This is a genomic window from Indibacter alkaliphilus LW1 (assembly GCF_000295935.2).
GTDB lineage: Bacteria > Bacteroidota > Bacteroidia > Cytophagales > Cyclobacteriaceae > Indibacter > Indibacter alkaliphilus.
In genome coordinates, this window is sequence record NZ_ALWO02000014.1 from 1 (window position 1) to 15,735 (window position 15,735).

17 protein-coding genes are annotated in these 15,735 nt (G+C 36.7%); 11 read left to right on the top strand and 6 right to left on the bottom strand.

The window, feature by feature from the left end; genetic code table 11:
• The first annotated feature begins 319 nt into the window (after window positions 1-319).
• Both A33Q_RS02725 and A33Q_RS02730 read left to right on the top strand, forming a co-directional pair.
• Window positions 320-1,003: a LytTR family DNA-binding domain-containing protein gene (locus A33Q_RS02725; RefSeq protein WP_009034729.1), complete on the top strand. Its 684-nt coding sequence runs from the start codon at window positions 320-322 to the stop codon at window positions 1,001-1,003.
• Between the two features lie 210 nt (window positions 1,004-1,213).
• Window positions 1,214-1,876 carry a CPBP family intramembrane glutamic endopeptidase gene (locus tag A33Q_RS02730; RefSeq protein ID WP_009034730.1) on the top strand — a complete coding sequence of 221 codons (663 nt, stop codon included), beginning with the start codon at window positions 1,214-1,216 and terminating at the stop codon, window positions 1,874-1,876.
• A 287-nt stretch (window positions 1,877-2,163) separates the two neighbouring features.
• On the opposite strand, the gene A33Q_RS02735 is transcribed toward A33Q_RS02730, so the two are convergent.
• The 3 genes from A33Q_RS02735 to A33Q_RS02745 form a co-directional block, all read right to left on the bottom strand.
• Complete coding sequence (locus A33Q_RS02735) at window positions 2,164-2,355, bottom strand: hypothetical protein (RefSeq protein WP_009034731.1); 192 nt, start codon at window positions 2,353-2,355, stop codon at window positions 2,164-2,166.
• Window positions 2,356-2,663: 308 nt separating this feature from the next.
• Window positions 2,664-3,194, bottom strand: a complete 531-nt coding sequence (locus tag A33Q_RS02740) for a hypothetical protein (protein WP_009034732.1) — start codon at window positions 3,192-3,194, stop codon at window positions 2,664-2,666.
• Window positions 3,195-3,255: 61 nt separating this feature from the next.
• A complete protein-coding gene (locus A33Q_RS02745) occupies window positions 3,256-3,891 on the bottom strand; it encodes a hypothetical protein (protein ID WP_009034733.1) in 636 nt (211 codons plus the stop codon).
• Between the two features lie 228 nt (window positions 3,892-4,119).
• Here A33Q_RS02745 and A33Q_RS02750 point away from each other — a divergent pair, with 228 nt between their 5' ends.
• The 9 genes from A33Q_RS02750 (at window position 4,120) to map (ending at window position 10,941) form a co-directional block, all read left to right on the top strand.
• On the top strand, window positions 4,120-4,650 hold the full coding sequence (locus tag A33Q_RS02750) for a GrpB family protein (protein WP_009034734.1): 531 nt from the start codon (window positions 4,120-4,122) through the stop codon (window positions 4,648-4,650).
• Window positions 4,651-4,751: 101 nt separating this feature from the next.
• Window positions 4,752-5,243, top strand: a complete 492-nt coding sequence (locus A33Q_RS02755) for an RNA polymerase sigma factor (protein WP_009034735.1) — start codon at window positions 4,752-4,754, stop codon at window positions 5,241-5,243.
• Between the two features lie 2 nt (window positions 5,244-5,245).
• On the top strand, window positions 5,246-5,848 hold the full coding sequence (locus A33Q_RS02760) for a hypothetical protein (RefSeq protein ID WP_009034736.1): 603 nt from the start codon (window positions 5,246-5,248) through the stop codon (window positions 5,846-5,848).
• A 148-nt stretch (window positions 5,849-5,996) separates the two neighbouring features.
• Window positions 5,997-7,391: an alpha/beta hydrolase family protein gene (locus A33Q_RS02765; RefSeq protein ID WP_009034737.1), complete on the top strand. Its 1,395-nt coding sequence runs from the start codon at window positions 5,997-5,999 to the stop codon at window positions 7,389-7,391.
• Window positions 7,392-7,399: 8 nt separating this feature from the next.
• Window positions 7,400-7,762 carry a cupin domain-containing protein gene (locus A33Q_RS02770; protein WP_016254546.1) on the top strand — a complete coding sequence of 121 codons (363 nt, stop codon included), beginning with the start codon at window positions 7,400-7,402 and terminating at the stop codon, window positions 7,760-7,762.
• A gap of 115 nt (window positions 7,763-7,877) precedes the next feature.
• A complete protein-coding gene (locus tag A33Q_RS22560; protein WP_084328459.1) occupies window positions 7,878-7,964 on the top strand; it encodes a winged helix-turn-helix transcriptional regulator in 87 nt (28 codons plus the stop codon).
• A gap of 338 nt (window positions 7,965-8,302) precedes the next feature.
• Window positions 8,303-8,521 carry a helix-turn-helix domain-containing protein gene (locus A33Q_RS02775; RefSeq protein WP_009034739.1) on the top strand — a complete coding sequence of 73 codons (219 nt, stop codon included), beginning with the start codon at window positions 8,303-8,305 and terminating at the stop codon, window positions 8,519-8,521.
• Between the two features lie 562 nt (window positions 8,522-9,083).
• Window positions 9,084-9,818: a hypothetical protein gene (locus A33Q_RS02780; RefSeq protein ID WP_009034740.1), complete on the top strand. Its 735-nt coding sequence runs from the start codon at window positions 9,084-9,086 to the stop codon at window positions 9,816-9,818.
• 358 nt (window positions 9,819-10,176) lie between these two features.
• The gene (gene map, locus A33Q_RS02785) at window positions 10,177-10,941 is read left to right on the top strand and encodes a type I methionyl aminopeptidase (RefSeq protein WP_009034741.1); all 765 of its coding nucleotides are present in this window, start codon (window positions 10,177-10,179) and stop codon (window positions 10,939-10,941) included.
• 362 nt (window positions 10,942-11,303) lie between these two features.
• Here map and A33Q_RS02790 read toward each other — a convergent pair whose 3' ends face one another.
• The 3 genes from A33Q_RS02790 to A33Q_RS02800 form a co-directional block, all read right to left on the bottom strand.
• A complete protein-coding gene (locus A33Q_RS02790; protein ID WP_235062766.1) occupies window positions 11,304-13,640 on the bottom strand; it encodes an outer membrane beta-barrel family protein in 2,337 nt (778 codons plus the stop codon).
• A 69-nt stretch (window positions 13,641-13,709) separates the two neighbouring features.
• Window positions 13,710-14,963, bottom strand: coding sequence for a sensor histidine kinase (locus A33Q_RS02795; protein ID WP_009034743.1), 1,254 nt, complete (start codon window positions 14,961-14,963; stop codon window positions 13,710-13,712).
• On the bottom strand, window positions 14,960-15,643 hold the full coding sequence (locus tag A33Q_RS02800) for a response regulator transcription factor (protein ID WP_009034744.1): 684 nt from the start codon (window positions 15,641-15,643) through the stop codon (window positions 14,960-14,962). The genes A33Q_RS02795 and A33Q_RS02800 overlap by 4 nt, the downstream gene beginning before the upstream one ends.
• Between the last annotated feature and the right edge of the window lie 92 nt (window positions 15,644-15,735).

Genomic DNA, 15,735 nt, shown 5'->3' on the forward strand with positions numbered 1-15,735 from the left:
AAAAGCAGGCCCCCAGGATTCAGGAAAACTTATAATCAGCTACTACCAAATACGGGATTTGAGTCAGACAAGTAATAGGCAAACTTCAAACTTTGTTCGGCTGTTCAATTGTATAATGAAGGTTGACTGCTTTGCATTCTGACACCACTCCCGACCCCAATCTGCCCTATCGTTGGCAATAACCTACAATATGGTCTCTCAGCTAAAGAAATTAACTAAACACTACTCAGAAATACCAGGGATTACCCGAATTTTTCTAGCAGTTCCTGACCCTGAATAAGTTTGAAGTGATTAAATCTTAAAATGAAGAATAGCTTGAATGAATAAACTGAATCCATCAATCAAACACCATCTCCTTGTTGGATTACTTTTCTCCCTGTGGGGTTTTCTGTTCATGTTTTTTGTGAGGCCCTTTACTGATGACACAACAGGTTATTATTTTTGGATCAGGTCCAGTATTGGATTCAATTTGGTCGCATTTTTAGGATATGGACTCATAGCTGTTATCCAAAAAGCTATCTATGACAAAGTTAAGACCTGGTCATTTGGCTTGGAGGTTGGCACACTCCTTTTTTTTTACATACTTCATACTACTGCAACCTTTGTGCTGTACAAGAGTCCGTTTATCGGAGGTGGATACACTTTTCTACAATGGAATACCGAAATCATGATGAGAGCAGCGATTGTAAACTTTACTGCACTGGCAATTGCCAGAAGCTATCTTATCAAGTTAATTCCTGCTCAGGAAGATGTGCTGACTATAAAGGGAGAAAACAAACTGGATATTTTAAAAATAAAGAAATCAGACTTGATCTGTGTGTCTAATGCGCAGAATTACGTTGAGATTTTTTACATCCAAAACAACACCCTTGATTCCAAGATCATCCGTACCTCTTTAAAGAGCCTCAAAGAAGAATTTGATTTCCTGCTTCAGGTACATCGCTCACACCTTATCAACCCTTCTCATTTCAAGTCTTGGAAAGATTCAAAAACCATTTACTAAACTGAAAAAGAGCTTCCTGTTTCCCAATCTTTCAACAAGGAGCTTCTGTCTTCCTAGTTTTTCTGTACCCATTACAGGAGATTAGGAACCATTTTCTTTTTTACTAAAATCTTTAAACCTAAATAAGGCAATTTCATACCTAATCGCCCCAAAAACACAAATAGACGAGTTTTTCGATTCACTTTTGTTTCAAATCGAAAAACTAAAACAATGAACAAAATCAGCTTACGAAAAACCTTAATTCCATTGGTCACTTTTGGCATCATATGTTTCATGTACTTTGGGCCCATCAATCGAACACCATTTGAAAATATAATTATCTCTTTAATAATCATTGTAGCCAATTGTTTTGAATATAGGGGAAAGCCGTTTTCAGCCCTCGGGTTATACATAGAAAAATTCAATGCCAAAGACTTGTTGGTTATCGCACCTTTGGTAGCATTTGGGCTATTTATCTTTTATGTAATTGCGTTGGTTCCAGGAATCGAGATGCTCACAGGAGTTCCCATTGATTATTCCAGCATGAACCAGTTGAAAGGTGACCTTCCAACCACTATAATCTGGATACTGATTGTGTGGGCTACAGCAGCCTTTGGAGAAGAAATTATTTTCCGGGGATACCTAATGCGACAGTTCGTGAAATTCTTTGGAGACAGTAAAATCAGCCTTGCGATCAATATCGTACTTATTTCCGGTTTTTTCGGATACATGCACATGCAGCAAGGGGTTACAGGCCAACTTGTTGCCGGATCTACAGGGGCAATTTTTGCCATAATATTTATCCTGCGCAAATATGATTTGTGGTTTATGATTATGGTACATGGCATTTTTAATACCATTGCCTTTTTCAGTATATATTTAGGTTTGGCCTAGGTTTGATTGGAGTCCTTATTTTAAATCTAGCTTGATTTTTTATGGATGCTATCAAACACTCAGTGGTTTGAGCTTCTCCCTTGGTTTCTAAATGACAGCAGAATCACCATGTAATATAAGACCATTCACATTATCATTTTAACCAAGCTTTGTGCACTTATCCTGATTGGGCTACCTTTGGTAATGACAAGAAGACATTTTCATTAAAAAATTGATACTTTTTCTCTGTTAATTTGATACTTTGAAAAAAAGGCCTGCTTCTCAGCAGGCCTGAAATTTCACTGATTTCAGCTGATAGAATCCAATTCCGTTGGCAGAACTTCTACCTCTACTGAGTCTCCCTCATCAAAAGTCCCTTCAGACAAAGGAACCTGTTCAGTTTGCTCTGGTTCAACCAGAGTATCTTCTGTGGTTTTGTTTCCACATGATGCCAACACTGCCATTCCGGCAACTAGCATTAAGACAAGCATTTTTTTCATTTTCAATTGGTTTAATTTCCTTCCCGGACAAAATAAATATTTCAAAATGTGTGCTAACTTTTTAAAAGTTCAGAGTTTTATACTGATGATTTTTGAAAATATTTTTTCTATTTCCAGGAAGGTGAGCGTGGCCAAAGCCACCCAGGTTTCTGTAAGAAGGAAAATTTCCATAGCAATCTAAATCTTATATATTTTTTGAGAGGTTTTAAAACAAAGGGGTATCAACTATCCCCCTGTCAAATTTAAGAACTGTATCCATTTCGATATTAGATTCCAGAAAATCCGATCGAATGAACTGGATACAAAATTTAAACTACTGCCAACAAAGGATTACTATTTCTTCCCCTGTTCTTTTTGAGAACTGAATTGACTTGGTCTCGCCATTTTTTAACCAAGACTGTTTCACCCAAAAGGTCAGAGTACTTCTCTCCATCATAAAACTCAAGCATATACCTGACATTCCCTGAGGCATCTATAAGCTCCAGAATCAACAGGTCAATGATCTTTCGCTTTGGTTCCTTTTCCCCAAGGATCCTAAATGATTCACTGATTTTAGCATAATTGATATCTTTCAGGTCAATCAGTTGATTGCTGAACTGATCAGAGCCTTTTGCATAGACCAACTTCATTTGGGAAGAGTCTATACCCACATAATAGAAGTTTCTCCAAAAATCAAAGTCATTGATCTGGAGTTTGTTTTCTTCAAGAAATCTATTGAGCTCAGATGCTTTTCTAAGCTTCGTTTTTTTCACCCTCAAATATTGGATATAGAAGGGGGCGAGGAATGCCATTATTGCAGCAATAGCAATCAGCATGGAGGGAATATCTATTTCAAACATGATATTAGAAGTCAATGGACAGCCATTAACAGCTGTCTGGTTAGAATTTGTAAATTGGAATTCAGTCAGAATACGTGTTTCTGACTTTAAAAATCACCCTCCTATTAAGAGGGAATTCCATGCTACCAAAAGAATGACTTGGAAATTTGAGTTCTCTGATGCCAAAAACAACGAAAACATGAGACCCAATACCTAAGCGGCATTTGATAAAAGTTGCCAAACAGTTTGCATATGCAGTAAAAGCATCAATGGAATGGCTTTCACTTGAATACTCTTTCTTTGAAGGCACAGAAGTCAGATCTGTACCGGCAACTGTACTATAGCCATCAAAATTCTCCCAGAAAGAAATAGAAGAAATCTTTTGTTTAGTTTCAGTACCGGTAAATTCAATTGATTGGTTTGTGAGGGGAAAAACCAATCCCAGGCCTATAAAATATAGCGCCATGGAAAGCCCAAACAATTGTCTTAAAAGTAATGTCATTTTCGGTGAAGAACTTATCAACTGAATTACAAAACTAATACCAAGATTTAACAAAAATACAGCCCTCAAAAAATAAAGTTTCGTGCCAGTGAATCCAAGTTCTAATTGTTGTTGGATTGATATTCTTAATGTGTCAGGAATCGTTTTTTTGGATAAAGTTAGGTTCATCAAAGTGAGGCTTACTGCAACTGTATTAAGAGCATTTAAATTTTTCAAAAGTCCTTGGGTCCACTTTTAAGCTGGATCACTTGGATAAAGATGTGGTGAAAAAAAATTTAAACACAAAAGGAATGGCTATCATGAAAAATCTTTTATATGAAGGGTATTCTATCAAATTAGTTTCCAGTGCAGGGTCTGGATAATAACAAAGCTTGAAAAATGTTAAATTGTAAAGGATAATCTTGTAGGTGCAATAGTTTGATTTACAGCTTAATTGTATAAGACATGCTTTTAAAGAAGTACACTTCAACTTGGATCAAAGATTTTGAAATGATCAAGGGGGAAATCGAAAATGGGCTTTTGGGTATGGATTTCACCATTGAACACGTTGGTAGTACTTCTGTTCCGGAATTGGATGCAAAACCGATAATCGATATTGACATTGTTTTTTTCAATCGTCAAGACTTTGAGGTCATAAAATACCTGCTCGAAAAATTAGGTTATTATCATAATGGAAATCAAGGTATCGAAAACAGGGAAGTATTTAAAAGATACGGTCAATCAACAAATAACATATTAGACTCAATTGCACATCACCTTTATGTTTGTCCTAAGGACAGCAAAGCATTGGAAAGACATATTTTATCAAGAAACTATCTTAGAAAGAATGAGTGGGCCAGGATAAAATATCAGGAAATGAAATATGAAATTGCTCTAACAGCCAATCAGGACAGAAAAAAATATGCTGAACTGAAGGAACAGAACATAAATGTTTTCATTGATTCAATTGTAGAAAAAGAAAAATCATCATTATAAAGTACATCTGATCTCTACCATATGTCCTGCAGTAAAAAAATGCTACATCTCTGTGATTTTTGGGGAACTTCATACACTAATTGTTTGAAATTAGATTTTCGATGGAAAAAAAAGACCGATTCTTTCAGATAGTAAAACAAAATGAGGGACTGATTTTTAAAGTAGCGATGCTTTATACTTATAATCCTCAGGATAGAGAGGACCTGTATCAGGAAATAGTCTTTCAGCTTTGGAAGTCCTTTGACTCTTTCAGTGAAAAATCCAAGCTAAGCACTTGGATGTACAGAGTGGCCATGAACACTGCTATTTATAACCTGAAAAGCACCAAAAAACAAGTTAACACTGTCCCTCTCGAATTGGTAACCATGGGCCACGCCGATGTATCAGACAAGCTTGAAGAGGAAAGATTGAAGCTGCTTTATGAGCATATCCAACTCCTTAACCTGCTGGAAAAAGGGATAATCCTTCTTTTTTTGGAGGGAAAAAGTCATCAGGAAATTGCAGAAATCATTGGTATTACGACCAGTAATGTTGGAACCAAAATATCGCGAATCAAAGAAAAATTGAAATCAACAATCACTAAAGCAAACTAATCATGGAACTGGAAGAAATGAAGAATACCTGGCAAGAAATGAGTAAGAGATTGGAAAAACAGGAAATTCTAACAAATCGACTTATAGAAAACATTACCAAGGAAAAATATAAAAGCAAATTTAGCAAATTGATGACTTACGAATTGATAGGTGCTTTAATATGTTTTTCCAGCGCAGTATTCATTGCGATTAATTTTGAAAAGTTGGAAACCTGGTATTTGATGTCATTTGGTCTGATTACCATTATTTCTTTGCTGGTACTCCCCTTGTTGACATTAAGCAAACTAAATTCCTTGAAAAAGTTAAACATTGCCATAAGTAGCCATGCAGAGGTGTTGATTGAATTCCATAAAGCAAAAAAAGCAATATTAGATAATCAAAAAGTAACGCTTTATTTAAGCATCCTACTGGCAGCAATAATTTTACCAGTCACATCGAAAATCTTTAAGGATAATGACCTTTTTCATGCTGAGCACATCACAAACCTTTGGCTCTATATCCCAGTACTTTTTGTCTTTCTATTTTTTCTCTCAAGATGGGTATTCAAAGGCTATAAAAGTGCTACAAATTCAGCAGAACAGGTATTAAATGAAATAGACTCATAACCTTAGAAGGTATTGCCTGACAATACCAAAATTCCAAGCAAGGAGGAAATCCCTTCGGATATCAAATACTAATAATTTAACCAGAAACGAATTCTAATTCAACAAAAAATAGCTGTAACAGGATAGGTACGCCTTAAAAAATTGAATTATGAAAAAAATATTAACCATTATAATCTTTCTACTGATTGCTCCTTTAGGGTTTTCGCAGGAAATTGAGGGGATTTGGAACAGTACTCTTGAAGTCCAACCGGGCAGAAAACTTCTATTTGTATTCCAAATCACCAAAATAGCCAACAAGCTTGAATCTGAAATTGACATCCCAAGTCAAGGAGTAAAAGGTATCAGAACATCAAAAACAATTTTTGAAGATGGACAGCTTTTTATTGATGCTTCAAATATAGGATTTAAATACAGTGGAACATGGAATACTGCTACAGGTAATATAGAAGGCACTTTCCAAGAAGGTGTCAATAAAGTGCCATTAGGCCTTACAAAGGAAGTATTGGAAGAAATTAAACTGAACAGACCCCAAGAACCGACCCTTCCCTACCCCTACTTAGAAGAAGAGGTCAAATTTGAAAACCTTGAAGCTAAAATTACTCTTGCAGGCACTTTGACACTTCCTAACCTATCGGGTAAGAAACCTCCAGTAGTTATATTGATTTCTGGAAGTGGTCCTCAAGATAGAAATCAATCCTTTCAAAGTCATCGAACTTTTTTGGTACTTGCTGATCACCTTACAAAAATGGGGATTTCCGTCTTGCGTTTTGATGACCGGGGCTTTGGCGAGTCTACGGGAAATTTTGCTGAAAGTAACACTGCTGATTTTGCAACGGATGTATTGAGTGCCATTGATTTTCTAAAACGCAGATCTGATATAGACGTCAATAAACTTGGATTGGTGGGACATAGCGAAGGCGCCATTATTGCCCCGATGGTAGCTAATCAATCGAAAGATGTAAACTTCATTGTAATGCTGGGAGGAACAGGAACAGCCGGCAAAGAGGTATCTCTAAGACAGGCAATTGATAGTCGAAACTTCCCTATTGCAGATGAGAAACAATATAAAACCTATGTAAAAGAGGCGATAGATATAGCATCCTCCGAAAGGGAGACAGACATTGTTAGAAGAGAGCTGAAAACATATTATCAAAATTCAGATTTACTAGCTTCACTTCTTCCACCCAATGTGGATCGTGAAGAATTCATTGAAACCCTTGTGGCGGCAAGAACCACCCCTTGGGTAAGATATTTTTACAATTACAACCCTGTTACAGAAATCAAAAAAATTAAAGTTCCAGCACTTGCCTTGTATGGAAGTAATGATACTCAGGTTCCTCCAAAATATCATTTGCAGCCAGTAAAAGAATCCTTGGCTTTAAGTGAATCAAAAAATTATGAGGTTGTTTTGATTGAAGGTCTGAATCATTTATTTCAGGAAAGTAAATCGGGGCTTATCTCGGAGTATTCACAAATTGAGCAGACATTTGCCCCGGTAGCCCTGGAAAAAATCAGTTCTTGGATTCTAAAACAAACCAAATAGAAAATATCATGAAGATTAACCTGGAAGAAAAATTCACTAAAATAAATAACCACTGGCACCCTTATATCATCGGAGAGTTGAATGAAAACTTCGTAAAACTAGCCAAGCTTAAAGGAGACCTGGTCTGGCATAGCCACCAGGAAGAAGATGAGATGTTTGTGGTCGTCACAGGCACCTTAATGATGGATTTTAGAGATGGAAAAACCATCACCACCAAACCAGGAGAGATATTGATTGTTCCAAAAGGAGTAAAACACAGGCCTTGGACCAATGGTGAAGAAGTGCAAGTAATGCTAGTCGAGCCTAAAACCACCAAACATACCGGAGATCTAAAAGTGCCGCAAACTGTGGACAAACAGGAGTGGATATAGCAACACCCATCATTATATCAAAAGCAAAATCAAGAAAAAGACAAACCATCTTAGAGGGTGTCTTTGAAAAGCCCCTGTAAAGGGCGTCAAACAAACAGAAGAATGACAATCGGAGGTGTTATCAATCATTCAGGCTGAGCCCCGAATTTCGATTCGTAAGATGGCCGAGAGACTTCGATTAAACAATTCTACGGTGGTCTAGCACATTGATTCTCGGAAAGAAAAAGGATTTTTGGAAAGGATCGGAAAAACACGGGGTTATTGAAAAATTAATGTCAAGGAATGATTTGAGTTCGGAAGAAATCAAATCATTCTCTAAAGAAATACTCAAAAAGTTCGGAGAAAATCAGAACGAGGGTAAATTTTCCCTTTAATTACTCTCGTTCCAATCTCAAGAGTAAACGTGACTCTTGAAGAGCGGTTTAAACCCATTAAGCTAAACTATATTTAAAAACATATAAAATTAGAACCAAAGTATAAATTATATTTTTTTACATATAATTAACTATATTTGAATCATATTGTATTCAAAAGCATATAATGAAAAGACTTGCAGACTTTGTAAAGGAACATAGAAAGGAAACAGGAATGACTCAAGAGGAGTTTGCTGACCGCTGTGGTGTGGCCTTGACAGTAATCAGAAAGATAGAACAAGGCAAAACTAACCTTAACCTGGATAAAGTTAATCTGGTACTCCAGATGTTTGGTCACGAGCTGGCTCCAGTAAACAGTAAAACTTTAAATGATGAGGCAAGCTGAAATATATTATAAAGATATTCTGGCAGGAATACTTGCTGAAGTTTAAAAAGAAAAGTACTCAATGGGTGAAGAATTCTTTACTTTCAATAGAAATGCAGGGAAAGTATCTGGATTTGATGGAAGAGCGATATGGGAGAATTGAGGGATAAAAATTACTCCTTCAATCAAGGTTTAAATCAAATGAATACAGTTTTTTAACAAAAAATTATACCCCTAATTATCTAAGGTTTTAGAAATAACTCAATACTAAGTAAATAAGCACAAAATGAAATATTTGAAGGGAATTTATCATTTCTTTACAAACCACTTTTAATACGCTGGTGGAAAAACCCTTCTTATTACAGCTTTCATTTTTCACCTATCAATCCCATTCGATTCAAGTAAATTAAGAAAAAACTAACTATTGGAAAAATAAAATCACCAGTTCTGATTTATTTAAACTTAGAAAGATGAATCATGTTAAAAATGAGACCGGTTTTTGTTAAAGGGTTTGGCAAAATCAGATGAATTGTACAAATCATTCCACCAAACTTAAAACCGATTTCAAACTAAACTAACCAATATGAAATACTTAAACAATTTAATAGCAGCATTTGTCCTGATAGCAGCATTTGCACTTTATTCCTGTAGCAATGATGATGAAATACCAGGATCTGGTGAAGGTAAATTAGGTTTTGCATTTGTTCTGAACAATAGCAGCTCAAGTTCACCCAACAGTAGAGTCCAGAACAGTAAATTAACAATCGAAAGTGGGTTCATTCAGATCAAGGAACTTGAATTTGAGGTCGAAGGCAGAAATGAAACCGGTTCTTTTGAAAGAGAATTTGAAATCAGATTCAATGATATTAGAAAAGTCACCTTTGATCAATTTGATGAATCAACTGATTTTTTTGTCAATATAGAAGCTGGGGAGTATAAAGAAATAGAATTAGAATTAGACCTGATAGACCATAGAAATGAACCGTCAATCTATATTGAAGGTACTTATGAATTCGAAGACGGTTCTTCCCTCCCAGTTGTATTTGAACATTTTGGAGATGACATTGATTTTGAAGTTGAAATTGAAGGAGAAGACGATGATGCCTATTTTTTGATAGATTCCAGAAACAATCCGCTTGCACTCTTTGAAATCAGTGCAGGAAATTGGTTCAGAGGTGTTTCTGACTCAGCATTTGAAAACGCTGAAGTTACTGACGGTGTTATTTTGATCAGCCGAACCAGCAACAGAAACATTTACTCTAGGGTTAAAAACAACATTGAAGAATTTGCAGATATTGAAATAGAATTAAAAAATTAAAAAAGAAAGTCTTCCCGGTTTTTAATCAAGTCCATTCTTCCGGGATGGACTTTTTTATTTGACCAAACCTTCAAAACTTCCGAATAATTATGTTCCCATTGGTGGTGGAATGTAGAAAGGTTCATTTCAAAGTCCTTTCTCTAAGAGCAAAGTTCTTATATTTACCTTTGTTTCCTTTGAGAGAGCCAAAGAATTTCATAGCTAAACCTTCTGGAGTAGCGTAGTTCAAGGAAACCTATTTTCAACGATTCCAAGCAACCATCACATCCAATAAAATCGGATTTATTTTTGAATACAAAATACCACAGAATGTTGAACAAGGTTTGTGCAACATGTAAAAACGAAATATCAACACATCATGTCAATAAAAACTGAGTCAGAACTGATTGCAATGAAAAGGGTAAGCAAAGCGGTGGCTTATACTTTGAAAGAAATGAAAAACTATGCCAAGCCCGGCATTTCAACCAAACAACTTGATGATTTTGGAGCAGGTATTTTGAAAGATTTTGGAGCAAACTCTGCTCCCAACAAAACCTATCAGTTTCCAGGCTGGACTTGTATCAGTGTAGGTAATGAATTTTGTCACGGGATCCCTTCAACAAAGAAAATTTTGAAAGAAGGAGACCTGATTAATATTGATGTATCAGCAGAACTGAACGGTTACTGGTCTGATAATGGCTCTTCTTTTGTACTGGGAGAAGATAAATTCTTTCACCAAAAACTTGTAGATGCCTCCAAGTCTATTTTAAAGAAAGCCATTTTCAACATCAAAGGAGGTGTAAAAATATCAGATATTGGTCACCTGATTGAATCAGAGGCAAAAAGACATGGCTTTAAAGTAGTTAAAAACCTAGCCGGACATGGGATCGGCAGAAGTTTGCACGAGCAACCTGACGAGCTACTCAATTACAAAAACAGGCATGATCTGAGACGTTTCAAAAAAAATTCAGTCCTGGCTATTGAGACTTTTATTTCCACTACTTCTAGTTTCGCCATCGAACTCAATGATGGATGGACTTTGGCTGGAAACAGGGGTGGTTATATGGCCCAACACGAACATACCATAGTAGTGACAGATAATAAGCCTATAATCTTGACCGAGAAAAACGAGATTTGGAATTAATTCAAGCCAAAGTCCACCCATCTTAAAACAAAACTACAGACACCTCACTAAAAAATACCTATTCCTTCCAGAAGCTGGATAATAACAACCCTATACGCTGTAATTGTATGGGAAATCGCAATTTGTGTTAGGTGTGAATCCTGTAAACTCAAAGACTTTTGCCATAAAACACCTGATCAATATTTCTATGGTCGATTTGAAGCTTGGCAAACATCAACAAAAGAGTGTATAAGGGAGCAAAGTCGATTCACTCAGGTTTCCTTTTTCTTGCACATTCCTTTCCAAAGTTCCAGTAATAATTTAATTATTGGTAAGAAGGAATTTTCCAAACTGTTACGAGCGGATATTACATTTTCACTTCATCAAAAATTGTATCGTGCTGACATCAGGATAATTCTGGTTTCTTGCTTGGAATAGAATTCCTGAGAAAATGAATTGGTCAGCGCATTCCCTGCAAATCTTCTGGTATCAAAAATATCCCGTACACTCAGTGAAATACTTCCCTTGTCCTTGAAGAGTGCTTTCTGTAATGTCCCATCCATATAGTATTGTGCCAAATCCCTTCCTTGGGCTTCTATTTCCGGGGAATCATAGTTTCCTGCAAATTGAAGGTTCAAGCCAAAAGGTAGTTTGAAATCCTGAATTAACTTTAGGTTCCAGGCATACCCAGAGTTGGTAAACTCTTCACTGATGTTAGACCCATCAACCAGAATCCTATAAATGGTGAATCCACCATTGATGGAATACCAACTGTTAACCTCACTGCTGCCAATCCATTCCAGTCCATAGGATTCTGCTGAAAGCAGGTTATCGGGTTGGGAATAGGATATTCCATCTTCTACAATGGTAATAAAATCAAGTTGTCCGTTTACTTTTCGATAAAACAAGTTGGTTGTCAAACTTGAATTCTTGAAGTTGGCAATATGGCCAAATTCAAACGAGTTGATCATTTCAGGCTGTAACTCAGGGTTACCTCTTCTTACATTCAAACTGTCTGTGATGTCAGGAAAGGGATTTAACCTCCAAGCAGTAGGTCTGTCTATCCTTCTGCTATAGGTAAACTTCAAAGAATGAATTTCACTGAAATTATACATCCCCTGCACACTTGGGAAGAGGTTAAAATAATTTTGTTTATTACTTTCATCTGTATTTTCCAGATAAGTGTCTACCACAGTCATTTCCCCTCTTAAACCAAGACCATACTCAAACTTTGGGGTACTTGCAGAAAACAAAGCGTAACCTGCGTGAATCTGATCTTGGTAAATAAAACGGTTGCTTATCAAGTCATCTTCCACAAATCCACCTTCAGACTCATTAAACCTAAAGTACTGGTAGTCATTGTCAAATTTTCTAAGAATAGATTTCAATCCAGTTTCAAACTTCCCGTTTTTTAGTGGTTTGATGTAATCAGCCTGAAATACTGATATATTCCTTACCTCATCTATATAGGCCAGCTCCTGGCCTGTTCGGTTTTCAGGAATAGGATTCAGTGTATTGTTGAAAATGTCAATTTCTTGTGTTTTGAACTGATTTCTAAAAGAATGACTTGCTGTTGCCCGAAACAAATGACCTTTCTCTTTAAAGTTGTGTTCAAAAATCAATGCATTATCCAGGCCGGTATCAGTTTCACTTTCTTCATTTCTTCGGACATAGTCAAATGACCGTGGGTTACTCCCTCCCCTTTCCAACTCAGCAAAAAGTGTATTTATCTGCCGATCAAGACTTGTTTGAAATACACCTTCATAACTCAGCACATTGTTGCCAAAGTAATATTCTGTACCATAATTAAAATTATGACCTGCATTCCTTCTGGAATTGGACGTATTTTGTCTGAGTTCTTCCTGATCCTCAAATAAAATCCTGGTATTGCGTCTTTCTCCTATATTTTTCCAGTCTCTGTAATTATAGCCTATAAATGTATTCCATTTTGCATTTCTGTGGTTTATTCTTGCTCCAACGTTTGTTCTGTTTCGTGTACCATAAGTTGCCTCCAATCCTCCATGGGTTCCCAGGTCTGTCCCTTTTTTCAATATGATGTCAATAACGCCACCTTCAGCTTCCGCATCATATCTTGCATTGGGGTTGTTGATGATCCTGATCTCTTCCACGGCACTGGCCGGTAGCTGGTCCAGGTTTTGGGTCAGGGATGAATTCCTACCATTGATCAGGATATTGGTCCCGGTGCTGCCTCTTAGCGAAATGCTTCCATCTTCAGACACTGAAATGGATGGCGTGTTGCGCAAAATATCCAAAAGTGTACCCCCAATATTGGCCAGGTTATTTTCCGGAGTGATGGTTATTCCCTCCATACTTGTCCTGATTGGAAGTTTATTTGTCTGGACAACCACTTCCTCCAGGTTTTCGCTGTCACCTACCATCTTCAGATCGCCAAGCCTCTTTGGTGCGTTAATGATAATTTCCTCTATAACCAGATCCTCATATCCTATAAAAAATGCCTTGAAAGTATAAGAACCTTTAGGGGCTTGCAATGCAAAACCTCCATTTTCATCTGTATCTGAAAATGTAAGTGGCTGGTCTTGATTTTCTTTTGAAAACAAAGCCACCTGAACAAAGGCCATCGGTTCATTTGAATCCGCATCCAATAGGGTTCCTGTGACCGGAAAGGACTGGGCCGAAACCTTTGATAATGAAATCAAAGAGGACATTATAAAAATCAGTGTAATGTTAATCTTAATCACTTGAATAGTTGGTTTAATATTTACCAACTAAATTACAGACACATTCTGATTCAATTTTGAAGAAGAAATTTAAAAGTCAATAGTTATGGTGTGTATGTCATCTTTGCTGACGGAATAATCAAATTGGAAGTGATATGTTTTACAAATTTGATTTACTATGGCCAAGCCCAAGCCCACTGAATCACTGTTGGAACTTTCTTTCTTGAATCTCCCCTTCAATTCATCGGTTTTTTTAGTCAAGGACTTGCCTGAGTTTGAAACAAGCAATTGATGGGGAGACAGTGATACCTTGATCCAACCTCCTTTAAAGTTGTGTTTGACGGCATTACTTAAAAGATTGCTGAACATAATTTCAGCCACTGATGGATGCATATTCACAAATACTTCCGGTCTGATATCGGCATTAAATTTAAGTTCACTCAAGATTACCAGTTCGGAAATGAGTTCAATACTTTTTTCAAGAATCTCCGACAGGTCAATTTTTGAGCTTGTATCAAATTCCGCATTCTGAAGTTTTGCCAACAGCCCCAGTGACTTGACTATTCGGTGAATCTTTTCGTTGTTTTGGTATGCGGCATAAATCAGGACTGCCTGGTCTTCTGTGATCTCAGAATTCAGCAAATTTTCCAGTTTTCCACCGACAACTGCTGTTGGAGTCTGAATCTCATGGGAAATATTTTCAGAGAATTCCTTGATCTGTCGATAGTCTATCAAAAGCTTTTGTGTCATTTTCTCAAGGAAACCATTGAGCTGATCAAATTCTGAAATTTTTGTTTCTTCAAAAACCAAAGGTTCATTGGCCCCAAAATCAAATTGTTTGATTTTCTTCAAAGTATTTTGAAACGGACGGAGTACCCTGTTTGAAATACTTCTGAAGAAAAAAACAACGAAAATGATCTGAATCAAAAACACCAAGACCATGGTATACACTACTGTTTCTGTTATATCCTCTGCTTCCACTACAAGATTGTAGTATGAAATTCTGTAATGCTTGTCTCCTATTTTATAGGACTTAGAGGCTTTGAGTTGTTTTTCTTCCCTGTTCATCGGGTCATGGTAAGCGATGGTATCACTCAAAACCAATGCTTCCTCTTCCAAATCGTAGGGAAGTTCTGTGATCTGCAATCGGTCATTTTCCAAAGCTGAAGGGGACAGACCATTGCTGATTCTTTGAGCATAAGCCTCAATTTGCCTTTCCAACTCCATTCCTAATTCAAAATCAATTTCAGAAACCAATTTGCGGTAAATGAAATAACCACCTGTAATAACCGCAGTCAAAGTGATCAGAAGGTATACAGTAGTAAGGATATTGAGTAGTCTCATGATTGATTGGCTCCAAATTTATACCCAATCCCATATACAGTAGACAAGTAATCACGTCCGCCGGCCTCAGCAATTTTTTTTCTGAGATTTTTGATATGCTGATAGACAAAGTCAAAGTTTGAGAGGTTATCTGTATAATCCCCCCACAGGTGTTGGGCAATGGCGCTTTTACCCAAGACCCTATTTTTATTGGTGATTAAAAAAACCAGGAGGTCAAATTCCTTTTTGGTCAGGTCTAACTGTTTTCCATGAACACTTGCCAGTAAGTTTTGATACTGAACCTGGATTTCTTCAAAAACCAACACCTCTGTTCCACCAAGTTTTGTCCTGCGGTAAATGGCCTTGATTCTGGCAAGCAGCTCTGCTAAATGAAATGGCTTGGGCAAATAATCATCAGCTCCCAAATCCAATCCCAGCAACTTGTCTTCTAGAGAATTTTTGGCTGAAATAATCAATACATCGGGTTTGGATTCCAATCTTTTTAATTCTTTCAACAAGCTTAGTCCGTTCCCATCAGGAAGAGTAAGGTCCAATAAAATACAATCATATTCAAAGGATAGAATTTTGTCTTGGGCATCAAATAGGTTCTCTGCTACCTCACAAATCATCCCTTCCTGGGAAAGGTATTTGATAATATTGAGAATCATTTCCTTGTTGTCTTCTATCAATAGGACCTTCATAGCATTGTAACCAAACTTTGAGATTTAGATTGGATTAGTAAATAACTTAAAAAAATTGAAGGAAATCTGAAGAGATAAGAATTACTTTCAGG